Annotated in this window: 21 protein-coding genes; 14 read left to right on the top strand and 7 right to left on the bottom strand. The window is 35.8% G+C overall.

Features of this window, described 5'->3' with window-relative positions:
- The first annotated feature begins 21 nt into the window (after positions 1–21).
- Together LY01_RS01820 and LY01_RS01825 are read left to right on the top strand one after the other, a co-directional pair.
- Positions 22–687 (top strand): NAD-dependent epimerase/dehydratase family protein, encoded by a 666-nt coding sequence (locus LY01_RS01820; protein ID WP_104514097.1) that lies wholly within the window; start codon positions 22–24, stop codon positions 685–687.
- Between the two features lie 414 nt (positions 688–1,101).
- Entirely contained in the window at positions 1,102–1,566 is a 465-nt protein-coding gene (locus LY01_RS01825) for a CYTH domain-containing protein (protein ID WP_104514098.1), read from the top strand.
- Positions 1,567–1,584: 18 nt separating this feature from the next.
- On the opposite strand, the gene pbpC is transcribed toward LY01_RS01825, so the two are convergent.
- The 3 genes from pbpC to LY01_RS01840 all read right to left on the bottom strand — a co-directional run bounded on the left by pbpC (position 1,585) and on the right by LY01_RS01840 (position 7,737).
- On the bottom strand, positions 1,585–3,948 hold the full coding sequence (pbpC, locus tag LY01_RS01830) for a penicillin-binding protein 1C (RefSeq protein WP_104514099.1): 2,364 nt from the start codon (positions 3,946–3,948) through the stop codon (positions 1,585–1,587).
- Positions 3,949–4,565: 617 nt separating this feature from the next.
- Entirely contained in the window at positions 4,566–5,336 is a 771-nt protein-coding gene (locus tag LY01_RS01835; RefSeq protein ID WP_104514100.1) for an NAD(P)H-binding protein, read from the bottom strand.
- Entirely contained in the window at positions 5,329–7,737 is a 2,409-nt protein-coding gene (locus LY01_RS01840; protein ID WP_104514101.1) for a M28 family peptidase, read from the bottom strand. Before LY01_RS01840 ends, LY01_RS01835 begins: the two co-directional genes overlap by 8 nt.
- A 683-nt stretch (positions 7,738–8,420) precedes the next feature.
- Between LY01_RS01840 and LY01_RS01850 the strand changes: the two genes are divergently transcribed.
- From LY01_RS01850 to aat, 5 genes are all read left to right on the top strand, one after another.
- Positions 8,421–9,272, top strand: coding sequence for a flavin reductase family protein (locus tag LY01_RS01850; protein ID WP_104514103.1), 852 nt, complete (start codon positions 8,421–8,423; stop codon positions 9,270–9,272).
- 7 nt (positions 9,273–9,279) lie between these two features.
- Positions 9,280–9,654 carry a DUF3127 domain-containing protein gene (locus LY01_RS01855; RefSeq protein WP_104514104.1) on the top strand — a complete coding sequence of 125 codons (375 nt, stop codon included), beginning with the start codon at positions 9,280–9,282 and terminating at the stop codon, positions 9,652–9,654.
- An 83-nt stretch (positions 9,655–9,737) separates the two neighbouring features.
- Positions 9,738–10,301 (top strand): hypothetical protein, encoded by a 564-nt coding sequence (locus LY01_RS01860; protein WP_104514105.1) that lies wholly within the window; start codon positions 9,738–9,740, stop codon positions 10,299–10,301.
- Positions 10,302–10,306: 5 nt separating this feature from the next.
- Positions 10,307–10,756 (top strand): GNAT family N-acetyltransferase, encoded by a 450-nt coding sequence (locus LY01_RS01865; RefSeq protein WP_104514106.1) that lies wholly within the window; start codon positions 10,307–10,309, stop codon positions 10,754–10,756.
- A gap of 186 nt (positions 10,757–10,942) precedes the next feature.
- Positions 10,943–11,590 carry a leucyl/phenylalanyl-tRNA--protein transferase gene (gene aat, locus LY01_RS01870; protein ID WP_104514107.1) on the top strand — a complete coding sequence of 216 codons (648 nt, stop codon included), beginning with the start codon at positions 10,943–10,945 and terminating at the stop codon, positions 11,588–11,590.
- Between the two features lie 94 nt (positions 11,591–11,684).
- Here aat and LY01_RS01875 read toward each other — a convergent pair whose 3' ends face one another.
- Positions 11,685–12,248: a DNA-3-methyladenine glycosylase I gene (locus LY01_RS01875; RefSeq protein WP_104514108.1), complete on the bottom strand. Its 564-nt coding sequence runs from the start codon at positions 12,246–12,248 to the stop codon at positions 11,685–11,687.
- Between the two features lie 276 nt (positions 12,249–12,524).
- Here LY01_RS01875 and LY01_RS01880 point away from each other — a divergent pair, with 276 nt between their 5' ends.
- The 7 genes from LY01_RS01880 to LY01_RS01910 all read left to right on the top strand — a co-directional run bounded on the left by LY01_RS01880 (position 12,525) and on the right by LY01_RS01910 (position 24,280).
- Positions 12,525–13,016, top strand: coding sequence for a nuclear transport factor 2 family protein (locus tag LY01_RS01880; protein WP_104514109.1), 492 nt, complete (start codon positions 12,525–12,527; stop codon positions 13,014–13,016).
- A gap of 37 nt (positions 13,017–13,053) precedes the next feature.
- Positions 13,054–15,933 (top strand): alpha/beta hydrolase family protein, encoded by a 2,880-nt coding sequence (locus tag LY01_RS01885; RefSeq protein WP_104514110.1) that lies wholly within the window; start codon positions 13,054–13,056, stop codon positions 15,931–15,933.
- Positions 15,934–16,163: 230 nt separating this feature from the next.
- A complete protein-coding gene (locus LY01_RS01890; RefSeq protein WP_104514111.1) occupies positions 16,164–16,988 on the top strand; it encodes a hypothetical protein in 825 nt (274 codons plus the stop codon).
- A 4-nt stretch (positions 16,989–16,992) separates the two neighbouring features.
- A complete protein-coding gene (locus LY01_RS01895) occupies positions 16,993–17,808 on the top strand; it encodes a hypothetical protein (RefSeq protein ID WP_104514112.1) in 816 nt (271 codons plus the stop codon).
- 20 nt (positions 17,809–17,828) lie between these two features.
- Positions 17,829–18,662, top strand: a complete 834-nt coding sequence (locus LY01_RS01900) for a hypothetical protein (RefSeq protein ID WP_104514113.1) — start codon at positions 17,829–17,831, stop codon at positions 18,660–18,662.
- A gap of 163 nt (positions 18,663–18,825) precedes the next feature.
- Entirely contained in the window at positions 18,826–22,176 is a 3,351-nt protein-coding gene (locus LY01_RS01905; protein ID WP_104514114.1) for a T9SS type A sorting domain-containing protein, read from the top strand.
- 196 nt (positions 22,177–22,372) lie between these two features.
- Positions 22,373–24,280: a CocE/NonD family hydrolase gene (locus LY01_RS01910; protein WP_104514115.1), complete on the top strand. Its 1,908-nt coding sequence runs from the start codon at positions 22,373–22,375 to the stop codon at positions 24,278–24,280.
- Between the two features lie 302 nt (positions 24,281–24,582).
- Here LY01_RS01910 and LY01_RS01915 read toward each other — a convergent pair whose 3' ends face one another.
- The 3 genes from LY01_RS01915 to LY01_RS01920 form a co-directional block, all read right to left on the bottom strand.
- Positions 24,583–25,035: a 6-pyruvoyl trahydropterin synthase family protein gene (locus tag LY01_RS01915; protein WP_104514116.1), complete on the bottom strand. Its 453-nt coding sequence runs from the start codon at positions 25,033–25,035 to the stop codon at positions 24,583–24,585.
- Entirely contained in the window at positions 25,032–25,166 is a 135-nt protein-coding gene (locus LY01_RS15340) for a hypothetical protein (protein ID WP_262497502.1), read from the bottom strand. The genes LY01_RS01915 and LY01_RS15340 overlap by 4 nt, the downstream gene beginning before the upstream one ends.
- 105 nt (positions 25,167–25,271) lie before the next feature.
- Positions 25,272–26,606, bottom strand: a complete 1,335-nt coding sequence (locus tag LY01_RS01920; protein ID WP_104514117.1) for an MATE family efflux transporter — start codon at positions 26,604–26,606, stop codon at positions 25,272–25,274.
- Positions 26,607–26,746 lie beyond the last annotated feature (140 nt).

Here is a 26,746-nt window from a genome sequence, read left to right on the forward strand (position 1 = left end):
TAAACATTAACATACTTCACCATGGGATACACAGGCATTATTATAGGAGCAACAGGATTAACCGGAACTGCATTAGTATCTCAGCTTTTAGAAGATGAGAAGTATGATAGAATAATTACGCTTTCGCGAAAGCAAATTACCAACAACCACCCAAAACATGAAAATCACATAGCAGATTTATTTGATCCCCAAACTTATCAAGAGCAATTAAAAGGAGACCATCTATTTATATGCACAGGCACCACGCAATCAAAAACACCAGACAAGGAAGAATATTACCGAATTGAGCATGATCTACCTATTCAAGTTGCACAAGTGGCTTTAAAAAATGGTGTTTCTAAAGTCGTAGCAATATCTGCACTAGGTGCAAGTCCAGATAGTAAGTTTATCTATAATCGTGGGAAAGGTGACATGGAAAGAGATATAGAAGCTCTGGGTTTTCAAGAATCTTATTTTGTACAACCTGCATTAATAGGCGGTAAACGAGATGAAAAAAGACTATTTGAAAGTGCTATGAAAAAAATCCAAAAACTCATTGATCCATTACTATTCGGTTTTCTTAAAAAATACCGTACTATAGAACCAGAAACGATTGCCAGTGCAATGATTTATGTTGCCATAAATGGTTATGATAAAGTAAGAATAGAGAGTGATGAACTTAAAACAGTAGTCAGTCGCAGTTTTTAGTCACAGTTTTAAGTAGGCAGTGAGCAAGATTAGTTTTTCGCAAGATTAAAACTTTAGTCGATAGTCATCTTGGCCTGGATATTTGAAAATTTAAAAACTCCTTTCCTTAGAAAAGGAAAGGTGGGCAAAGTAAGCGATAGCGAGCTTTGGTCGGAAAGGTTGAACAAGGCTAGAATTTGACTAAAAACTATTTTTATTCGCGATCTAGCCTTAACATTATATCAAAGGAAAAAAAATGAGCAACTTTGCTGTAAACGCAAAGGATTTGAAAAAGTTCTAGAAATACATCAAAATTGTTTTACGTTAAAATCAACAAATCCCAGATAAATTTGAAATAAGCCATTTATCCTTATTAAAAATATCAATAACCAAATTTCTTGGGATAACCATCCTTACAAATCATATATTGCTATCATGACCGAAATAGAACGCAAATTCCTACTTAAAAACACCGATTTTCTAAAAGAAAAAACTGGAAAACGCATTACTCAAGGCTATCTTACTACAGATAAAGAACGTACCGTGCGTGTAAGAATAAAAGGAGAAAAAGCCTTTCTAACTATAAAAGGGAAATCTAACGATAGTGGTCTATCTCGATATGAATGGGAAAAAGAAATAGATCTAGAAGAAGCACAACAATTATTACTTCTTTGTTTGCCAGGCGTGATTGATAAAACCAGATATGAGATTGCTATAGAAAAACACGTTTGGGAAATAGATATCTTTCACGGAGAAAATAACGGACTCACTCTAGCCGAAATCGAACTACAATCTGAAACAGAATCCTTTTCAAAACCAGAATGGATCGATAAAGAAGTGACTGGAGATGTGCGTTATTACAATTCTTATATAAGTGAGAAGCCTTTTTGTGAGTGGTAGATTTGAATAATTATGCGTTTACTCAAACATCACATAGATCTTAGTATCATTACCATCTTCATCTACTGCGGTAATTAATCGCTTGCCCTTTTTTCCTTCTATAGCTATTTCATGAAAGTTTTTAGTAGCTCCTAAAAACTCATTATCCATGTACCAGAATACCTCAACATCATTCTTTTTATGAGCAATTTCAAAAATGGCACTATTCAGCTCGCCATCTACGTTTTTAGTTAGTGTGATTGTAGTATTATGCTTAGGCATTATGAAACGCATAACATCTTCACTAGCAGGAATACAGTCCTCTCGGTAATCTGGCAATGTTCTATAGCTAGGGTTAGACCTAGCATAATAATAAGACATAACCGGCGGCAATGAGAACCAAGGTTGCGTTACAATTTGTGATGCAGGTTCACAATCTGCATTTACTTGATAGGTTCTCGTTGCGTCTAGATGTACTGTTTTGTGATATGGACATGAGTCAAATTTTTCTCCTACAGCCGGAATGTACTGATTGATCGACTCACATAACGGCGTTGCTAGATAACCAGATTGCTCACAAGTTTGCACCTCTATCATGTCATCATAAGGTGGTGCAAACCATTGTTGTGTGGGCAATCTGTTAAACAGATCAAACAGTACTGGTGCAGCACTGTCTATTCCGGTCATTTGGGCACGTCCTTCTCCGTCTGCATTACCTGTCCAGACACCTATCACATATTTGGGCGTTACACCTATCGCCCAGGCATCACGATTACCAAAACTCGTTCCTGTTTTCCATGCGATCTCTCTATCTGGATTAAAAAAGTGCCAGATCTCTTCACCTTGCGGTCTATTTACCTTTTTCATGGCTTCAAAAGTGTGGTAAATGCTTCCTGCACCATAGATAGATGGCTCTAAGGACCAGTTTATTTGCTCTGATGTTGATTTTTGTTCCGCTTTCGCGAAAGCGGAATTACCATCTAAATAACTCAATCGATTCATAATCTCAGGATCGTACTGGCTGCTATTTTCTGTATAGAGTTCTAGAGTTTTGGCCATACCCAAATAGGCACGACTCATGTCCCAAAGACTGCTCTCGCCACCACCTATAATAAGACTTAACCCATAAGTACCAGCGCAGCGATTTAAGTGAGATAATTTTAATTGCTGCAGTTTATTATAAAATCTAGGCACGGTATGTTCTCGTAACATAAGTACAGCAGGCACATTTAAAGAACGAGATAGTGCACGAGAGGCTGGTATTGCACCAGTATATCTCTTATCATAATTTTCTGTAGAAAACCCATCGATAATAGTAGGTGTGTCTTTTACCAGACTGTGTGGCAACAACTCGCCGTCATCGAGCATAGCAGCATATAAAAAAGGTTTTAACACACTACCGGTAGATCGAGGCGCGGTTATAATATCTACATCTTTACTGTGTTCTCGAGTGGTAGGCGCATTACCTACGTAGGCCGCTACGGTTTGTGTTTCTACATCTAGAACCAGCATAGCAAGGTTATTCACGCCATTTTGCTTTAAAATATTATGATGATTCTTTACAATGCGATTTACCGTTTCCTGCATCTCATAATCTATGCTGGTACGCAATTTTTGAGTTCCATATTCTTTATTAGCTCGTTGCAACAAATGTGGTGCAAGTTGTGGTACTCTAAAATCATGAATAGGTACATTTTCTGAAATAGCGAGTTCATAATCCGTTTCAGAAATGATATTTTCTTCTTTTAATTTAAGCAATACCTGATCACGTTTTTCTTTGAGCAAGCTCTCTCTTTTACCAGGGTAGACTAATCCTGGCGCGTTGGGTAAAACTGCCAGTGTAGCACTTTCTGCCCAATTGAGTTCGTGTGGTTTTCTCCCAAAATAACGCCACGCTGCCATATCCAGACCGATTACATTACCACCATAAGGCGCATGAGATGCATAGAGTTCTATAATCTCTTCTTTAGAATGGCGCAATTCTAATCGCGTTGCCCAGATAAGCTCGATAAACTTCTCGTAATATTTGCGTTCTTGTTTACGCGATAATCGTATTACTTGTTGGGTTATGGTACTACCACCTCGGACTACTTTACCTGCCGATATGTTATCGACCATCGCTTTTGCTATAGAAACTGGATTAAATCCTGGATGGTCATAAAAGTGCGCATCTTCATATTGTAAAAGACTTTGTTTATACCGATACGGGACGCTATCTACCGCAGGAAATCGCCACTGCTCATCTCTAGCGATGTGTGCGTCTAGCAACCTGCCGTCTTTACTTTCTATTACCGTAGAGTAAGGAACATCAAATAATTTATCTGGTAAACACAATGCATACCAAACCAGTAATACCGTCAGTATACTGAGTTTGATTTTATGTTTATAGAGGTATTTTTTCAATGTGATTTCTAAGGATGTTTTGTTTGTTTAAAACAGCTGATTGCAATAATAATTGTCTTTATTGACAACTTCTAGTTTCTGTTACTTTTTCGCATTGCTCCAAAAAGTAACCAAAAAGATCTAGGCTGTGGAACACCTGTCTAAAAATTTCATTCCTTGCGCTAAAGAAAAATAAAACTCTTTCGAAATTATAAATTCTTGTGAAATTTAAAAGAATATTTAAAAAGTGTCAACCTTATATAGACATCAACAATTTTTCTTTTTAACGCTACATTCTTTTCATTTTTTACGACAGACTTTCCAATGCCGTTCACATAACAGCAGTGTTTTTTAAGATTAAAGAACGTGAAAATATTTGCTTGATGTACCATAAGGGTGGAATTAATTCTACCCTTATGAAAGAGTAGGGTTAATACAAACGTAGAGAGCAGGTTTAAACAATGCCAACACAAATAGTTGGCATGTCAAATCTTTTAAAATGAACACAACTAAAACTTCTTTCCTTAATTTCAAGGAAAGGTTGAGCGGTGCTGGTGTTTTCTGTAAAATATGATTTATAGAAAATTTTCCATATCGCAAACACCCTTTGTCCTGCGGACATTTCCCTCAAGGGAAAATTATAAACCAGAAACAATCTTCTTACCTAAACTCCTACTATTCAATTCAAAACGAGGACTTTCTAACCCAAAATCCTTAGCTGCTTTTTGATAATATTCTTCACGACTTTCATGTGGTTCACTAACCGCATGAATTACAAAAACATTGAGTTCTCCTGTAATTACTTTAAAAATTAAAGAATTTACATGATCTCTAGTGACTAGATTTACTGGCGCATCAGGATTTTTTACCTCTTTTCTACCTGCGAGATATTTGATAGGATGACGATCTTCTCCTATTAAACCGCATGGTCTTATAATGACAGGTTTATCTATCATTTCTTGAACGACCTGTTCTGCAGCTGTGATTTTTATACCATTGTTATCAGTTGCATTAGGTAGAGAATTCTCATCATAACTAGGTATATCTTCCCGATCTTCAAAGACTGATGTGGACGATATAAAAATGACTTTACCTATTTCATACACTTGTACAAATCTTAAAAACATCTTGATTCTGTAAGCAAAATCACTTTCTTGATTCTTGCGCAATCCTGGAGGTATATCAATTACTAAAATATCTAAACCTTCTAAGAATCCTTGAATATCTCCATAGATTTTATTTTCTTGTAGGTCTACATGAAATGATTCAATTCCTTTTTCTGTAAGTTTTTTAAGCTTTTCAGAGTTTCTGGAAGTTCCTCTTACATTATACTTTTGGCTTTTTAGTTTTAAAGCAAGGTCATAACCTAACCAGCCACAACCTAGGATACCAATTATTTTCTTAACCATGAGTTACATCTTCAACTGGTGGTAACTCTTCTGACTTCACATTTTTGGAAAGTTTAATAGTTCTTTTTCTCAACACCGCATCATTTAAAACAAACGGCATAGACATATGATCTAGCGGTCGCTGGCTTACATTAAATTGTTCTTGTTCTAATAAATCAAAAGACGCAGCATAAACAATAATTTCTGGCTCAGTACTAGCATCAAAAGTGAGCTCCATTTCTAGTGCTGCATTATCGGTTACATAATAACTTAAGAATCTATTTCCCCATCGATTGCTGAATGGTCGTTGATCATCACCACTTTTTCTAATCTCTAAACCATTCACGGTGGCTTTTTCAAAAGAATATTTATCGTCTGCAAAGGCCTCATATCTGTGTACAACACTTTCACTCGTTACTTTAAACTTAACCGTACGTAAATTATTTACGGTAGAGTCTGCCGTGATTTCTAGTTCTATTTTTGGCAAGTTTTTATAATCCGTTTTTGCAGCATAGGAGAATCCTGTCCCATATTTAGAATCTATGGAATTTGCATTTAATTCTTTTGCGCGTTGCGGTTCTGTACCCAGTTTTTCTTTAGTCCAGTCAGAAAGTACTTTATCGTATGTTGCCCATTGTGCTGTATTATCGTCTTGATTGTGAACATAAACTAAGCTGGTAGGTTTGGGCTGTGTTTGTGAGAATTCCGCTTTCGCGAAAGCGAAACATAAACAAACTACGGTAGCTATCAATGAGCCAAAAGCAAGCAAACCTTTCTTGCGATAATGTCCTAAAATAGGAATCAATAAACCAAATAAAAGCGCACTTAAAACAGCTGCAACGAAAAGAATACTCATTCCTAGAGCTACTGGAAATGCTTTGATAAACGGTGCGAAGACAAAAATAGCTGGAACGGCTAAGATTAACAACAAGATATAGCTAGGTCCTTTTTGGTGAATATTGAGCCATAACATGACTAATCCTGCGAGTAATGGTACTAGAAAGAAACCTGCACCACCTAAATAGACATTAGGGATAAGACCGCCATCGCCTACAGGAAATGCAATAGCTAGCGAGATAATCCATAGCAATACCAGTGGCGCGACACTTAAACTAGCGATGCGATCGCGATGGTAAAATTTATGATACAAGAAAAATGAAACAGTAATCGCTGCAAATGCTGCTGTGGCAATCATCCAATAACCGTTATATGGAAAAACGGTATTCATGTCTACATAAATCTCGTTTGTTTTAACTGCAGCCCAGCCATAATTACTTAATAAATAACCAATTACTAAACTACCTAAGAAGGGTACAAAACCACCAAAAAGATGTTTTAAAGTAATGCGTCTTTTACGTATTCCATGTACTATTAAAAGTAATAATAAAATACCACTACCTATTATTAAAGCAGCTAGCCAGCTGAATGGAAACGTAACCATTTTAAATAATGGCAACGGAAAGTAAACTAGATCTTCTCCTTTATCCACCATAACACGGTCTGTCATGTCTAGATTACTGAAATGAGATAGTAAAGGCATTAAATAAGAACCTTGATGCGCGAGTGTATTGCGGTCTAGTCTTTCATAAGTATCTAGCTCTGTATGGTAATCAAAATGATCTCCTATAAAAGCAAAGTTTAAACCATTAATATCTCTGTCTTCTCTAAAAATGGTAAGATCGGTATCGTTAGGTATCATTTGATAGATGCTGTATGCAAGCGAGTTAGCTACTGGATAATCGGTACCTGCAGCCATAAATTCTTCTATAATCTTGCGGTTACCACCATTAGTTTCTACCAGCATATAACTAGGTCCACCACTACCACGTGCTTCAAAGTTGAGTACAAAACCTACATCTTTTGCCCATGGATGTTGATTTACAAATAGACTTGCTCCATTAAGTCCTAGTTCTTCACCATCTGTGATACAAATAATAATGTCATTTTTAGGTTGCTTATTTTGTGCCAGAAAAGCTCGTACACCTTCTAGAATAGTGGCTACTCCACTACCGGCATCACTCGCACCTTTACTGGAATGTGGATCACTATCATAATGAGTTAGTAAAACCAATGCTTTGTTATCTGGTTGAGAACCTTTTATACGCGCAATGATATTTTCTGGTTGCGACATGTTACCATTCCAACTGATATCGTACCCTTTTTGAGTAGTAACATTAAGTCCTAGTTTTGTAAACTCATCTTTTATATAATCTCTTACTTCATTGTGTCCATTGCTCCCTACATAATGTGGTTTTAAAGAAATCGCTTTTACATGTTCTAGTGCTCTAGCCGTAGACCATTCAGTCGCTGGTAAATTTTCTTCTACCTGCGCAGATGGTGTCTGACTGTGAAAAGCATACCAAATCATTAAAATAATGACTACAAATGATGCGGCAGAGGTAAGGTGAGACTTGGCTCTCATGTTTTATTTTTTTTGGGAAATGGAAAGTTAAGGAAAATTCAGAAACCTTTCCCTAGCCCTAAAGGGTAGGTTTGTTTTGAAATTAAATTTGAACTAGAACTAGAAACCTTATGCTATCCAATTTTGTGGAAAGTTTACTCTTGTGCAAACACCCTTTGCCTATCGGCATTTCCCTCTAAGGGAAAATCATTTTAATATAAAATAAATATCTAATCAAATTTGTTTCTTTTGGCATTGGAAAGTCTGTCGTGAAAAATGAAAAGAGTGTAGTGTAAAAAAGAAAAATTGTTGAGTGCACAAATAGCTTAAGTTTTCTAAATAATAGTAGATCTTCCTATTACTTATTTAATAAACTTCATGGCTTTATTTTTCTTTAACGTAACGATTGAAGTTTTTAGACAGGTCTTCCACAGCCTAGATCTTTTTGGTTACTTTTTGGAGCAATGTGAAAAAGTAACAACAGCCGAAAGCGAAGAAAAGTGTTATTACTCAACCGCAAATACTCTTTATTATGAAGACATTTCCCTAAAAGGAAAATTTATCAAAAAAAACATCTCTACGATTATATGGAATTCTGTCATGCAGTGTAATGACATCATTTGTTTTAACCCTAGTTGTACTCAAATTTTAAGAATGATATTCTCAATTAAAATAGTAACTTTGTATCTTATCAAAATCAAGACTTGAAACTTAACCCTAAAGATATAGAAACGTCTCAACTTCATGGCATTATGCTGGGAGCTGTACAACCACGACCTATTGCATTTGCAAGTACTGTGGATGAAAATGGAAAGGTAAATTTATCACCCTATTCGTTTTTTAATGTGTTTAGTGCAAATCCGCCGGTGATGATATTTTCTCCTGCGAGACGTGTGAGAAACAATACGGTAAAACATACATTACTTAACGCAAAAGCTACTGGCGAGGTGGTGATTAACATTGTAAATTATGACATCGTACAACAAATGTCATTATCTAGCACTGAGTATGCTGAAGGTGTAAATGAGTTTGAAAAATCTGGTCTTACTGAACTAAAAAGTGATCTGGTAGCTCCACCACGCGTGGCAGAAAGTCCGGTACAATTTGAGTGTAAAGTAAAAGAAATCGTAGAGCTAGGTCAAGAAGGTGGCGCTGGTAACCTTATCATATGTGAGGTGGTTATGGTGCATGTAAATGACAAGGTTCTAGATGGAGATAATAAGATAGACCCTTTTAAAATCGATACGGTAGCAAGAATGGGTGGTAACTGGTACTGCCGTTCTAAGGACGCAATGTTTGAGGTGGCAAAACCGTTGTCTAAATTAGGTGTAGGTGTTGACGCATTACCTGATCATGCTAGGAATAGTGATATTCTAACAGGAAACGATCTAGGGAAACTAGGAAATATTGAATTGATACCAGAGCAGGAAGAGGTGGTAGCTTTTGCAAAAGCAGAACAACTATTCAACCTTTCTACAACAGAAAAACATAACAAAGCAAAAGAGCTTATCGCTAAAGGAGAAATTCTTACAGCGTGGAAATATTTATTACAATAGAGAGAACATGGAAGTACAAGGAAAAATTAAAATAATAGGAGAAACTAAGACATTCGGTGCAAATGGTTTCCAGAAACGTGAATTAGTAGTAACTACTGAAGAGCAATACCCACAACACTTGATGATCGAGTTTGTACAGGATAAAACAAACTTATTAGACGCATTTAATGTAGGTGAGCCAGTAAAAGTAGGTATCAATTTAAGAGGTCGTGAGTGGCAGTCTCCACAAGGAGAGACTAAGTACTTTAACTCTATCGCAGGATGGAGAATTGAAAAAGTAGGAGCACAAGCACCAGCTGGAGCACCAGAAGTACCACCATTTGATGAGTATGAGCCAGTTCAAAACTCAAAGAATGAAGATCATGATGATTTACCATTCTAGGTAATTACCATATTAGAATACTTAAAAAAGCAGCAGGTTTACTTGCTGCTTTTTTTGTTTGATAAATCTGCTAAATTTGTGCCATGGAAAGCCTGAGTAAAAATCCATCTTTTGAAATACTAAGTTATTTACCAGCTTATGGTAAAATGTATATTCCTATTCCAAAAAGAAATCTCTCAGAAGGTTTAGTGGTAGAGTTCACTAAAGATAATGGTAACACTTGGGTCGCTAATTTTGAAATTAGCAATGATAAAGAATCGATCAGTTTCATTTCTGAATTATCAAATTACAAAGAGGTTATTGTAATAATAAATGAAACTGCATATCTCATAGATAGAAATGTGGAATCACCAGTTTTGGCATTTAAAGGTTTGTTTCAAAAGGCTATTCAGGTTGACAGCTTTGTTGTTCTGATATGTAATAACTCTATTACAATAGTTAAAAATTCTAAAGAAATTAAATTTATAGATAATTTAAACTTTATGTCAAGTCATGATATATCATTAGGAAAAGATTGTATCAACGTTGAAATACTTAATAATAGTTTAGCTATTTATCAAACTCATACTATTAGACTAAGTGAAATAAAATTTGATGATTTATATTCTTCTAATTATTATCAAGCTCATAAAATAATTGAAGATTAAACAAAATGCTCCACCTCAAACGCACCACTTCAGAAAATAAAGATTTCCAGTCCTTAGTAAAACAACTCGATGCTTTTCTTGCTATAACTGATGGTGATGAGCATGATTTCTACAACCAATTCAACAGTACCAAAGGTTTACAACATGTACTAATTGCATATCTAGATGATACGGCTGTAGGTTGTGGTGCTATTAGAAAATATGACGAGCAAACTATGGAAGTAAAAAGGATGTTTACCACTGCTCAAAGTCGCGGTAACGGCATTGCCTCTCAAGTTTTAAAAGAACTGGAAAAATTGACAAAAGAATTAGGTTATAAAAAATGTATTCTAGAGACAGGAACAAGGCAACAAGAAGCAATTGCTCTTTATAAGAAAAACGGTTACCAACAGATTCCTTGCTATGGACAGTATTTGAATGTTGAGAATAGTTTGTGTTTTGAGAAAACCCTATAGCCTGCTGATCCATAAAGCAATAAAAATATAAAATCCCGACTTTCTCAAGATCGGGATTTCCTAATTTAATAGGTTAGTCTTCAAACAAACTCAAAAAAAAGCAATGATGAAAATAAATTTAAATTTGAAGACCATTCAAATATTGTTAATTTTGAGGGCTTTTCCAAACTTAAACTACTATTTATCTTGCATTTACTTGACGATTCTTTAATTTTTCCTAATCCTAGTGATGCTCCAGATCATGGACTTGCTGCTATAGGTGGTGATTTAAGTATAGAACGATTGCTACTTGCTTATAATTCTGGTTTTTTTCCATGGTACAATGATGGAGAACCTATTTGCTGGTGGAGTCCTGATCCTAGAATGGTATTTGATCTGACCTCTGACACACCTATGCGCATTACTAAATCTATGCGACAGAGCAAGCGCAACCGAGGCTATGAGATAAGAGAAAACACTTGTTTTAAAGAAGTCATGCAACATTGTGGTAAAATAAAACGCAATGACCAAGATGGCACATGGATTAACGATGACATGCTACAGGCTTATCAAAATCTTCATGAACTAGGACATGCAAAAAGCATAGAAGTTTTTAAAGACAACCAGCTCGTGGGCGGACTCTATGGTATGGACTTGCCAGAAAAAGGTGTTTTTTGTGGCGAGAGTATGTTTGCACTAGCTACCGATGCTAGTAAAATTGCCTTCATGTATCTCGTAGAAAAGCTACAAACTCTTAATTACAAGCTTATTGATGCTCAGGTTTATAACGATCATTTAGATAGTCTAGGTGGCATAGAGATGGATCGAGAAGTGTTTTTGAGTTATTTGAGATAATTACTCATTATATGACCACTTGAATTTTAATAGAAAATAGGCTTGTAATTATTCCGCTTTCGCGAAAGCGAGAACCATAAAAATCCATACGTATTTACACCTCATCATACCTAAAACAATTTACCTCGTGATCGTTTACCATACCAGTCGCCTGCATGAATGCGTACATTATGGTAGAGCCCACAAATTTGAAACCACGCTTTTTTAAATCTTTAGAAATCTGGTCTGACAGGGGTGTGTTAGCAGGTGATTCTCTATAATTTTGCACCGTATTTTTAATAGGTTTACCATCCACATAGGCCCAAATGTATTTAGAAAAACTACCGTACTCTTTTTGGATTTCTATAAACAGCTGCGCGTTATTAATAATGGATTTCACCTTTAGTTTATTGCGTATAATTCCAGCATTTTGAAGTAACTCATCCTGTTTTGCCTGGTCATAAGCAGCTATTTTTTCTATATCAAATTGATCTAGGGCATCAAAATAATTATCTCGCTTTTTAAGAATCGTTATCCAACTTAAACCTGCCTGCATGGTTTCTAGAATCAAGAATTCAAATAGCGTCTGGTCGTCATAAACTGGTTTACCCCATTCCTTATCATGATAAGATTCATAAAGATCATCGCCCAGGCACCAGCCACATTTGTGTTTTTCCATTTTAATTGAGTTGAGATAATTGAAAGAATAATTGAGATCCAAAATACAATAAAGGTCCCACAATTAGTGTGAACAGTAATGACTTTGCATTGTTCATTTTCAGCAAGAATTTAAATATTAAAAAGCAAATACCGAGTATAAAATAGAACGACAGTATACTGATTAATGAGCCGAACAAGAACGCTTTTTGAAGATCCATCATATTATTTATTCAAATTTAGGGATTCTAGACAGTTCGCATTAAGAATAACGATTCTATCTTTATCTTTACTACCTATGAAACAGTTTCTATTACTTCTATCCGTTATTTTAATTTCTAGTTGTGCAACTCAAAAAGCCATTAATCCTAATGATGTAGAACCATCTATAGATGCCTGGCATGAGGCTGCAGCACAAGCCGATTTTAAAAAATATTTTGACCTAATGACAACAGATGGCGTTTTTATAGGAACTGACGCTACTGAGAACTGGCAAATTGCAGAATTCAAAGCGTTTTCAAAACCTTATTTTGACAAAGGAAAAGCCTGGTCCTTTACAGCATTAGAACGTCATGTTTATTCAGAGAACGGTGTCGTTTATTTTGATGAATTACTAGACACTCAAATGGGAATATGCCGTGGTAGCGGTGTTATGAAAATGGAAGATGGCAACTGGAAAATTGCTCACTACGTGCTTTCCATCGCTGTGCCTAATGAAAATGTATCCTCACTTACTCAACTGAAAAAAGAATGGGATGCAGAGTATATGAAAAAACTGCGCGCTCAATAAAACACTTACTCTTCTTTACTATCACTAGTCTCTTATTATGAAAAACCTACTCCTACTACTAGCCTTTATTATTTCTATTACAGCAATAGCTCAAAAAAAGGTCCTTACTCATGCTGATTATGACCTGTGGAAACACGCTTCTAAAACTGAAATCTCGCCTGACGGTAACCTAGTTGCTATAAGTGTAGTTACTGCAACAGGTGCTGGCGATGGTTATCTAGAAATACACAACATCGCAAAAAATACGAAGCATACTTTTTTTAACGGTATAGATCCACAAATAAGTGCCGATGAGAAATATATTTATTTCCTTCAAAAACCAGAATACCAAAAACTGAGAAAAGAAAAGAAAAAAGAGGTTGATAAAAATGAGCAGTCAAAAAACACTTTTATGGTTTATGAGGTTGCTACAGGAACTATAGTAGACTCTATTCAAAGGATAAAAAGTTTTGAGGCAAGTGATAAACGTAATGACTTTTTAATCTTAGAGAAATTTAAAGATCTTAAACCAGAAAAGAAAAAGGATACAGCAGCTGTAAAAGAAGAAAAAACACCTTTAAAAGAAACTAAAAGGCAGAAAAAACGCCGCTTAAAAAAGGAACAAGAAGAGCTATCAAAAAAGCTTAAGGAACTCAAGAAAGAAGAGCCTGAAGAGAAAAAAGCAGACTTTACTAAAGAAGATTATCTAATCGTATACCAGCCATTTTCTAAAGCAAAAGATAGTATCGATAGTTTTAAAGAATATGAAATGCCTAGAGAAGGAACTGGTTTTATCTATTCTAGAGAACAAGGCAAAAAGAAAAAAGACCATGGAGTTTATTACTATGATCTCTCTACTAGAACATCTACGCCACTTATAGAAAATGCATGGAGATATAAAGATCTCGCTATAGATAAATATGGAAAGCAACTGGCTTATAAAGTTGCACTAGATAGCGCCTCTACAGACTCACTAAAATTTGAATTATATTATCATAAAGACTTTAAATCGTATACCAGACAGTTAGGTTATGGTGACGATAACATTAAAAAAGGCTGGAAATTAACTGAAAAGAGAAAAGCCATATTCTCAGAAAGTGGAAAACGTCTTTTATTTTATGTTCAACCTAAAATAGCATATACCATTGACACCACATTGATGGACGACGAGATAGCACAGGTAGATGTATGGAACTATAAAGACCGCATGACACAACCAGAGCAAAAAACACGTTTTTCTAGTTTAGAAAATAAATCTGCAACGGTGGTATGGGACACAGAAAACGGTACAGTAAAATTTCTTAATGATTATGAAATGGGTGATACAGACTGGGATAACGACCTAGATGGCACTTATATTATTTATGCAAATAACGACAAATATGATGTAGCTAGATCGTGGGAATATCCATGGAGATCTGACTACCTCGTAGAGAATTTAAAAACACGTAGCAAAAAGTTTATCATCAATAAATCTGGTAGTTACCCTATTAGAAATCCAGAAAATACGCACGTGATTTATTTCAATTTTGACACCCAAGACTGGCACATGATGAATCTAGAAACGCAAATAGGTAAAAACCTAACTAAGTTTCTAAAAGTAAGCTTTGCAGACGAAGATGACGACCATCCAGCACTAGCAAATGCTCATGGCTTTGGAGGTTTTGATAAGGACGGTTTTGCACTGGTATATGATAAATACGACGTCTGGAGACTCGATGTAAATGGTGTTTTGCCACCAGAAAACTTAACTAAATCAGGTCGTCAAAATAAAATTACTTACCGAACAGAAAACCTAGACAGAGAGCATCGCGAGCTGGCTACCTATTTTAATAACAAATTATTACTCACATCATTTGATCATCGCACAAAGGCAAATTCTATAATGACACTAGGTGCAAATGGTATCGAGCCTCTTTACGAGGTAAGTGATCGTAATGTTACCGCTTTCGCGAAAGCGGAAAACTCAAACACCTTATTAGTAAGATCTGGCAATTTTACAGATTATCCAGATGTAGAATACGTAAACACTCAAGTTAAAAAAACACTCACAGATATAAATCCGCAACAGGATGGTTTTAAATGGGGAACTGTAGAATTATTTAAGTGGAATGCATATGATGGCGTGCCATTAGAAGGTTTGATCTATAAGCCAGAAGATTTTGACCCAAAGAAGAAATATCCTATGATCGTTTATTTCTACGAGAAATATTCTGAAAGATTACACGATTATAAATCTCCATTACCTAGTGCAAGCACCGTTAATTTTTCTTATCTAACGAGTAATGATTACATCGTTTTTGTGCCTGACATAGTTTACAAAGATGGACACCCAGGACAAAGTGCTTATAACTGTATAGTTTCTGGAACTGAAGCTGTGGAGAGATTAGGCTATGTAGATTCTAACAAAATGGCCTTACAAGGACAAAGTTGGGGTGGTTATCAAACCGCATATCTAGTTACTAGAACTAATAAATATGCTGCAGCTATGGCTGGCGCACCTGTTTCAAATATGACTAGTGCTTATGGAGGTATACGATGGGGAAGCGGTTTAAGTAGAGCATTTCAATATGAAAAAACACAAACTAGAATAGGAAAAAACCTGTGGGATGGATTAGACCTCTATATTGAAAACTCTCCATTATTTCATATCCCTAAAATAGAAACACCCTTATTAATGATGCATAATGATGCAGACGGTGCCGTGCCGTATTATCAAGGTATAGAAATGTTTATGGGAATGCGCAGGTTAGGAAAACCGTCATGGTTACTGGTTTATAATAACGAGGCTCACAATCTACGTAAGATGAAAAACAAGAGAGATCTCTCGGTAAGAATGATGCAGTTCTTTGATCATTATCTTAAAGGCGCGGTACAACCTACATGGATGCAAGAAGGCCTTTCTAGAGATAAAAAAGGTAAGCAGACTGGGTATTAATAGATCAATTAAAAATAAATATTGCATTTGAACAATCAGTGTACGTGATACTTATGTCATGTGTTTTTAATGTTTGGTTATAAAATCGTGATACATGGTAATTACATTGCGCTAACAGCAATTTGAATTGCCATGATTAAGGTGATGGTTATTATTTATAACCCTAGAAAACCACCTGTCATGAAGAAAAACAAGATCATGTCATAGACATGAATCTAAAACATAACTTTATGCAGCGTATCTATTTTATATTATTTCTGTTTCTTTCCTATGCTTCTATTTCCACACTCCATGCTCAAGTGGGTATCAATACAAATACCCCAGACGAAAGTTCTATACTAGATATTACCTCTTTAAATAAAGGAGTCCTTATTCCTAGGATTTCTCTCACTGGCTCTCAAGATCTTACTACTATTACTCTCAAAGTAGGTGAAACTAAGCCCGCAACTGGCTTATTAATATACAATACTGCTACCACAACCAATGGCTTAGATAATGTTTCTCCGGGCTTCTATTACTATGAAGGTACAAAATGGGCTCGATTACATGACGAAGGCTACCGTCTAGAATTTAAACAAACTGCAGAGATTCTTACCGACAATAATCCGAACACTTTTATTGCCATACCTGGCCTAGATACAGGAACTATTAAATTTCCTTATGCAGGTATTTATAAGATTTCAGGTAATGGATATTATTCTGCAGGTCCACAAACTGGTAATGGAGATGGGGTTTCTATAGGCTCACTTGCATTAGAAATGGAAGTAAATGGAACACCTACAATAGTTAAGGAACGTTTTGTATCTGCTGTATCACTTGATTTAGGAAACAATACTCGTTTTGACACTTTAGGGCAGCAAGTCTCGTACACTTTTAATTTTGAAGCAAATACTTCTGATAGTTATCGATTCACTGCAAAAGGTAGGGAATGGAATGCTCACAACACATCTACAGCAGGTTATTTTGGTAGAGATTCTGATGGGTTTACAAGGTCTAATCAACAGAATGAAGCATTTAGAGGCTCTCTAATAATCACCTTAATAGAACAATTTTAAAGTTATGAATAAAGTACTACTTATCACCTCCTGTCTTATCACTATTCTTATAAATAGCACTTACTTAAATGCTCAGGTAGGAGTGAATACTGCTAATGTAGATCCAAGTGCAGTATTAGAAGTTACGTCAACAGATAAAGGTATTCTTATACCCAGAGTAGCATTAATCGCCTCAGATAATGTTGTCACCCCAATAACTAATCCTGCAGCGGGACTTTTTGTTTTTAATACTGCAACATCTAACACACCTAGTTCAAACAGTGTCTCACCAGGTTATTATTATTTTAATGGTATTAGATGGAAACGTATTTTTAATAATGGATTTACTCTAGAATTTAAACAAACAGCAGAGCTTATGGGGTTAGTAAGTTCACAAGCGCTACCTGTTCCTGGTCTCGATACTGGAAGATTTACAGCGCCATTTAAAGGAACTTATCAAATCAGTGTTACATGTTATTATACAGCAGGTGATCCTATAAATAATTCTGATGCAGCGTGTCAAGGAGATTTTAGACTCTACCAAGTAGAAGACGATAATAGTCGTACTTTTTTGGAAATGGCATATTCCATGTCAGAATCTAAATTTATTCCTCAAAGACCTGGTGAATTTAATAATCTAGGTAATCAATTTACTTTAATTCATAATATTGATCTAGAAGCAAATACTAGTTATCAATTCTTAGTAGCCGGCAGTCAGTGGTTATGTCACAATACAAATGTGAGTTATTTTGGAAAAGACACGAGTAATTATGAAGGTTCAAATGGAATAAGTGAAGGTCAGTATGGAGAACTAACCATATCTCTAGTAGAACAAAAGTAATCACCTTAAAAATTTAAATTATGAAATCAAATTATATATACTCTTGTGTTTTTATCATTTTATTCTCATTTATATCTAAAGCGCAAGTAGGCATAGCTACCTCTACATTAGATGCAGGAGCTATTTTTCAGGTGGAAAGCAATGACAAAGGGGTATTAATTCCACGTATTAATTTAACTTCTACAATAGACCAAGTTACTATAGCAAATCCTGCTGTAGGACTCATGATATATAATACCAGTACCGTAACAATAAATGGTAATGATACATCAGTAACTCCAGGACTTTATTATTGGGATGGTGCTAAATGGACTCGCATATTTACACAAGGATGGAGCAGACAGTTTACTCAAACCTCACAAAATGTAGTAAATACTTTAGGAGACATACCAATTAATGGGTTAGACCAGAATATAACTGTTCCATCATCTGGAATCTATAGAGTTTCTGTTACTTCCTATTTTGGCGCTGCCCAAGTACGAAATACAAATCAATTTGATGAGAATGTTGCAACTGCTTCTATACGATTAGATATAGACGGTGCAACTATTGCTGAAAAGCTTATTCCTACGTTTTCAAAATTTGTAGACGATACAGCTACTGGAGGTAATGGATCTATAAACTTCTTTGCTTTATCTAGACAGGCTGTATTTCATAAAGATGTAGAGCTTATTGCAGGCCAGAATTATAATTTTAATGTTATAGGTAGGTTATGGGATTGGTCTAATGTAAATCCAGCAGTAGGTGGTTTTACTTATTTTGGCCTAGACACATCACTTTATGCTCGTAATCCAGGACTAACCGACAATGCTTCTCGTACTAAACTCACAATTAACCTTGTACAACAGTACTAATATAATACTCAGCTTCTATTAATAAGATCGATAAAAAACATGTTTTGTTGACTATAATGACCATAAAAGGCTATAAAACTTTATAATTCAAGGGTTTTGACCTGATAGGTTATGAATTCGTGACATTCAGGCATTATATTGCATTATCCCCAATTATACCTATATGAAATATTTCATTGCCTTATTAGTACTTACAATCGGTTCATTTACTGCTGCTCAATTAGGAACAGATGCTCCATGGATGCAAGATTTAATGTTGCGTAAAAATGGATCACAACCTACATATCAAGAAATAAAAGCTGCAGGAGACGCTTATTGGTCCGTACATGATAAAGATGCAAAAGGTAGTGGTTATAAACCCTTCATGCGTTGGGTAAATAAATCTGAAGCTTTTGTAAAAGCAGATGGGACACTACAATCACCCATAGATTTACAGAACGAGATAAACAAGAATATACTTAAAAATAGTCTGGTAGATAATTCAAATTGGGTTCCTGCTGGTCCATTTACATATACAGAAGCTGGCTCGTGGTCACCTGGTCAGGGTCGAGTAAATACCGTTGCTGTAGATCCTAATAATCCAGACGTTTATTATCTCGGTTCACCTGGTGGTGGTGCCTGGAAATCTATAGATGCTGGGGCTACTTGGAATCCTATTACAGACTTTTTAACTGAAATAGGCGCTAGCGCAATTGCCATAGATCCTAACAATTCTAATATAGTTTATGTAGGAACCGGAGATGACGACGGCGGCGATACAGAAAGTATAGGACTTCTTAAATCTACAGATGCAGGTGCTACTTTTAATCCAACGGATTTAGTATTTACTAGAGGTGGTAATATAAGTGAGGTTTATATAGACCCTACTAACAGTAATACTATTTACGTCTCTTCTAGTAATGGATTTTATAAATCTACAGATGCTGGAGCAAATTTTACTAGAACGTTAAATGAAAATGTAAAGGATATTAAACTTAAACCTGGTAGTCCAGATACCATTTACCTTTCTACAACAAGTTCATTTCATAAATCTATCAACGGTGGTGATACCTGGACACAAATAACCTCTGGACTTCCATTTAATCAAGGTAGATCTGTTATAGGTGTAACACAGGCAAATCCTAATTATGTATACCTACTTATAATTGATAATAATGCAGACCTAGTAGGTGTCTACAGATCTGGAAATAGCGGTAGCTCATTTACTAAAAGAGATACAAGCAATATAGATATTCTAGAAAACAATCAGGGATGGTTCGATCTAGCATTAGAAGTTTCTCCCACTAATGCAGAAACTATTTACACGGGATGTCTTAACGTATGGAAATCTACCTCAGGAGGTTCTTCTTTTTTTAAAGTAAATAGCTGGAATAATAGCGCTCAAGCAAGTTATACGCATGCAGACATACACCAAATAAGACAGTTTAACAATGAGCTATTTGTACTATCTGATGGAGGAATTTATAGAAGCACAAATGATGGTGGTAGCTTTAGTGATTTAACTTCTGGTGCTCAAATAGGACAGTTTTATAGAGTCGCAGTAGGCAACCAGTCTAGTGCTGACATCGCTGGTGGATTACAAGATAATGGTGGTTTTACTAGAAGTGCAAATGCGTGGACTAACTACTATGGGGCAGATGGTATGGAGGCAGGTATAGATCCTAATAATCCTCAAATACGATATGGGTTCACACAACGTGGTGGTGGTTTATACATATCTACTAACGGTGGTGCGAGTTTAACAAATAGTGTAAACGGCCCAGAACAAGGCAACTGGATTACTCCTTTAAAAACAGATAGTAGAGGAACTATTTATGCTGGCTATACTAGTTTATATAAAGTATCAGGCGGAGCTTTTACTGCAGTTTCTCCATCATTCGGCAGCAATATTGATGTATTAGAGATAGATCCTAATAATGATAATAACATTTTTGTAGGTATAGATCAAAATCTATATTTGAGTACCACTGCAGGTGCTACTTTTACCTTAGTCTCTAGTTTTAACAATAATATTACTGCTATTGAGGTAAATGCAAACGACAGTTCTATTGTTTATGCAGCCACTAGTTTTTCTAACGGTGGTGTTTTTAAAAGTAATAATCAAGGTCGTACTTTCCTAGATATTACTGGTAATCTACCCAACCTAGGTAAAAATACTCTTGCACATCAAGGCTCTAGTATAGACGAGCCTTTATATGTAGGGACCACAGTAGGTGTTTATAAATATGATGAGTCATTAAGCACATGGGAGATTTATTCAAATAACTTACCTAATGTAAACATAAGAGATCTAGAGATCAATACAAACGATAACACGCTTACCGCAGCAACCTATGGTAGAGGTATCTGGCAGTCTTCAGTACAGCAGGCTGCACCTAATTCTGACATACAATTAGTAGAAATACAAAATAATGGAGGTGATATTTCTTGTGGTATAGATGACCTTATGGTGGTTGTAAAAAACACAGGTCTCAATGATATTAGCTCCGTAGATATAAGCTATATCATAGATCGCGGAACTACTGTTTCACAACAAATGACGGTCTCTATTGCTCCTCAAGGACAGACTTCTATAGCCTTATCCGGTATTAACCTAAGTCCAGGCACGCATGCTATTAATATTACTGTAAATACCCCTAACGACTATTTCATCAATAACAATAATCAATCTATTGATATTCTAAGTAACTCTAGTGGTGTAATAAACGACCTACATCAGTTTGAAAACAGAGAGTTTCTGGTTTCTAATTCTGGCAGCGCTTCTTCTTTATGGGAACGTGGTACCGCGAGTGGAGCGCTATTAAGCAGCGCGACAGCAGGTACTTCAAATGTTTATGGAACCAACCTTTCTGGGCAATACGGTAATAATTCTACTAGCTATTTATATTCTGGATGTTATGATCTAACTGATATTCAAAACCCTGTGTTATCCTTTGACATGGCTTATGATCTAGAAAATAATTGGGATTTACTTTACATGGAATACTCTACAGATAGTGGTAACAACTGGAATACCCTAGGTACTGCCAGTAGTCCTAACTGGTATAACTCGAGTAGATTTCCTGATGGAAATGACTGCTTTAACTGTGTAGGTGCACAATGGACAGGCACCTCAGCAACATTAAATAATTATGATATATCACTTAACTTCTTACGCCGTTTTCCTCAAGTAGTATTTAGATATGTACTTAGAACAGATCAGTCTGTAACTGGAGAAGGTGCGGTAATTGATAATTTTGTAATCAATGGTATTTTAAGTAACGACGCTACATCTATAGAAGACATGTTCACCATATATCCTAATCCGTCTTCAGGCATGTTTAACATCAACTGGAATGCTACACAAGATTTTGATTATGATGTGTACGATGTAAGCGGTAAAAAAATAACCTCGCGAAAAAACAATACTGGCACATCACATAATGTAGATTTATCAGGTGTGGCCATAGGTATGTACTTTATCAAAATCACCACCACATCAGGCTCAGTAACTAAAAAACTAATAGTAAAGTAAGGAATAAAAATACTTTCATTTAAAAAGACTTTTCTTTTTAAGAAGAGTCTTTTTTTGTTTCCGCTTTCGCGAAAGCGAGAACAACAACCACCTTAATTCATTACCAAATACTTAACAATTAGAAGAAATAATTTTGATATTTTGCTTCATTAATTCTATTTACATAGAATTAGAATAATCTTCTTAAATATAAAACATGAAAAATTACATTCTTATTGTTGTGGCTGTTTTTAGTTTCGCTTTCGCCAAAGCGCAATCTAAATCCAACTACGTAAAAGAAAATTACACAAAAACGGTAGAATATATCTCTATGAGAGATGGTGTTAAATTATATACCGTAATCTATGCACCTAAGGATACCTCAAAGGAATATCCTATCATGATGCAACGTACACCATACAGTGTAAGGCCTTATGGAGAAGGTGAGTATAAAAGATCACTAGGACCCAACAAATTCATGATGCAAGAAGGTTACATCTTTGTATATCAAGATGTGCGCGGTAGATGGATGAGTGAAGGAGATTATGATAACATGAGACCTCACATACCTGGTAACGACGTAAATAATAAAGAAGATATAGACGAGAGTAGTGATACTTATGATACTATAGAATGGTTAGTAAATAATCTCCCTAACAACAATAAAAAAGTAGGTCAATGGGGAATTTCTTATCCAGGACACTACACCGCAGCTGCATTACCAGAAGCGCACCCATCACTAACAGCATCTTCACCACAAGCACCCATTGCAGATTTTTTCTTTGATGACTTTCATCACATGGGAGCGACATTACAAAGTTATTTAATGGCATACCCTTTATTCGGCTATCAGTCAGAGCCTACCTCAGAAAGCTGGTACAATGATAAATGGGATAAACTGCGTGCAGCAGGAAACATGAAGGATGGTTATGATTTCAACATGAAAATAGGACCGCTTAAAAATGTAACTAAAAATATTTTTCCAGATAACTTCTTCTGGAAGCAAGTTGCAGAGCACCCTAATTATGACGAATTCTGGCAAAAACGTGCTATAATCAATCATTTTGATGACGTAAACCATGCCGTAATGACCGTAGGTGGCTGGTTTGATGCAGAAGATCTTTATGGACCACTTAATATCTATAAAAGTGTAGAAAGCAAAAACCCTAACAATAAGAATAACATGATTGTTATGGGACCATGGAGTCATGGAAACTGGGCAAGAGAGCGTGGTAAGCAAATGGTAAATCACATTCACTTCGGTGATAGCATTTCTACTTTTTACCAGAAAAACATTGAAACACCTTTCTTTGAGCATCATTTAAAAGGAAAGAAAAACCCACAATTACCAGAGGCATACATGTTTGATACTGGCGCAAAAAAATGGGAACAATTTACACACTGGCCACCACAACAAGAACAAGTTTCTTTTGGATTTGGAAATAATGGTGAGTTATTGATCAACAAGGCTGGCGATAAAAAACAGGAATTCACTTATACGAGTGATCCTATGAAACCAGTACCTTTTAGAAGCGAGATAACACCAGTAACATTTACACCTAGAGCTTACATGACAGACGACCAGCGTCATGCATCTAGAAGACAAGACGTACTTACTTTTCAGACAGAAGTGTTAGAAAATGACATGCTTCTTGCAGGAGAGATAGAGGCAAATCTAGAGGTGATCTTAAATAACATTACAGACGCAGACTTTATAGTAAAAATAATAGACGTATATCCAGATGACGAGGCTAACGGTGCGTATACTCCTAAAGATATATCTCTAGCAGGTTACCAGCAACTGGTGCGTGCAGAAACCTTCAGAGGTAGATTTAGAAATGACTTTTCTAAACCAGAACCTTTTAAAGAAGGAAAGAAAACTAAAGTGAATTTCCCTTTACAAGACATCTTACATACCTTTAAAAAAGGACATAGAGTAATGATACAAATTCACAGCACCTGGTTTCCTTACATAGATCGCAACCCACAGAAGTATGTGGACAACATCTTTGAAGCAACAGAAAGTGATTTTACAGTAGGTCAAGTAACCATACTAGGAAGCAGTAAAGTAACCGTAGGAGAAAATGACGGTATTGAAAAAATGTTACCTAAAATGAAGAAGTAAGATTTAATAAAACATCAACAAAAAGCTCCTTAAATCGATTAAATTTAAGGAGCTTTTTTTATACTTGACATTTAGTAAAACACATCAATAGATGTATTTTGTCGAATAATTAACGCTTTTCAGCTGTGATAAGAGAATAATTTACATATTCGCAATCCTCTTAAAAAACAGTATTATGGAAGCAAATTACTTAGAAGAAAAAAAGCATAATACCATAGTTGCAACTTATAAATTAATCACTGGATTAATAAAACTAATTGCTAAGACTTTCTTTTCTTTTTAAAAGCTTCTTTATCCAGTAGTTAAACCTGATCTGCGGCATGCCACTCGGCATAGCTGGTTTCTGTTTCTCTTAATCGTAATGTGTGCAAGGCGATATTACTAGGTAAACGTCTTTTGATCTTATCTGCAAAGTCTATAATCATCATCTCGCTAGTCGGTTGATAATCTACTAGAATTACATCGTGACCACGGTCAGAAAGTTCTTTGGCTAGTTCCACATGCGGTGTGTTTTTATTAAACACTGTCGCGTGATCAAATGGATCTACAATCTCTTCTTTGATAATCTTCTTTAGATCACCAAAATCGATCACCATTCCATGCTTCACATGACCTAACTCATCTATAGGTGTCCCGATTACCGTAACGGCTAGTTTATAACTATGGCCGTGTACATTGCGACACTTACCGTCATACCCATAAAGTGCATGACCAGTTTCAAATGTAAATTCTTTTGTTATACGTACTTTTCTCATCCTTTGCGTTTGTATCTATTGTAAATCACTACAATAATGAGAAGTACACCCAATACTAGGAAAAGTCCTGAGCCGCCTAAAAATCCTATGATATCTAAGAACGTATTGTCCTCTATAAGTAACGCTTGCATATGCTATAATTAAGGCGCAAAGATAATGAGATTATGTGAGGATTGTGTGGTGTACGCTTTCGCGAAAGCGGAATTAACACCAACTATATTTCCTTTAAAAAGAATCTATTCTATTACCATGGCAGCCACCTTACTTTTAAATTTAAAGTACAAAACGGCCGCACGTCCTATCATCCAAGCAAAGAAAGCAAACCAGACGGCATGAAGGTTATCATTAAAATAGTCTAGAATAAATAAAACAGGTAAAAACACTAATGCTGTAAGAAGCCACAATAGATTGCGCAGGTAAGAAGCCTCTCCCCAACCTTTAAAAATGCCATCATAAACAAAAGCGACTGCATTTATAGGTTGCATGAGTAGCACGATCCAGAAGGAGTTTGCAATAATCTCTAGCACCTCAGGATCGTCTGTAAAACGTGTTCCCAGATAAGGATATAATATGGTGCAAATAACAGCTAGAATAGCCGCCATAACAACACCATAAAGAGAAGTTTTATTTGCTAGATATTTGAGAGAATCGGCATCTTTAGACCCAAATAACTTACCACCTATTGCGTTACCAGCATTTGCAAACCCATCTACTAGAAATGAGAAGAACAACCATACATTCATAAGAACAGCGTGTGCTGCCGCCTCTTCTACCCCATAACTATTTGCAAATTGATAAGAAAAGTAAATCGCTACATTAATGGCTACGGTACGCAAAAAGAAATTTGCAGTAAGACCTATATGTTTCTTCAGTTTTTCATGAGGTTGCCATAGCGTTAACTTCATGCTGAAAATGGTCTTTTTATACAAAAAGAAGATAGCTATCAATAACATGACTAACTGTGCGGCGAGACTAGCATATGCAGCACCCATAATACCATAAGCTGGGACAAAACCCTTAATACCGTAAACAAGTATAAAGTTTAAACCTATGTTTACTACTGCGCCAGACAGACTTGCTATCATGGCCCAAGAGGTGTTTTGAAGCCCTCTAAATATTCCGAAAATAGCAAAAGCACACAACGTCATGGGAAAACCTATTGCTCTTATTTGGTAATAACTAGACGCTATAGAAAGCACCTCGTCCTGAGCTTTATAAAGTGTGAATATATAACTAGCCATAGGTGCGGTGACTAGATAGATACAAGTACCTAGAACAATATTTAACCACACCACTTGTGGTATCAAATCATTGATTTTTTCTAGCTGATTTGCTCCTAGCGTATTAGAAACTATAGAAGAGATAGAGGTTTTAGTTTGTGCCAGTGTCCAGATTATGGCACTTAAAAATGTACCTACCAGTCCTATGGCAGCAAGTGCATTTGTAGTATCGCCATCCATCTTACCGATAATTGCAAGATCGGTGATGCTTATAAGAGGCTCTGCTATACCTGCAATTATAGCTGGTATTGCTAGTTTAAGTATTTGAGAAGTATTGATTTGAATAGCCATCGAGATTGCAAAGATAATCTCTTAAATATGACTAGATGGCTTTTTAAATTTATCCGGTTTCTGCCCTAAGTTGTTCATACTCTTATGAAACTTAAAAAATGGAAACAAATAAAAACAGCAACTGAATGAACCAGCTACTG

Source organism: Nonlabens xylanidelens (assembly GCF_002934445.1).
In the GTDB taxonomy this organism is placed as follows: domain Bacteria; phylum Bacteroidota; class Bacteroidia; order Flavobacteriales; family Flavobacteriaceae; genus Nonlabens; species Nonlabens xylanidelens.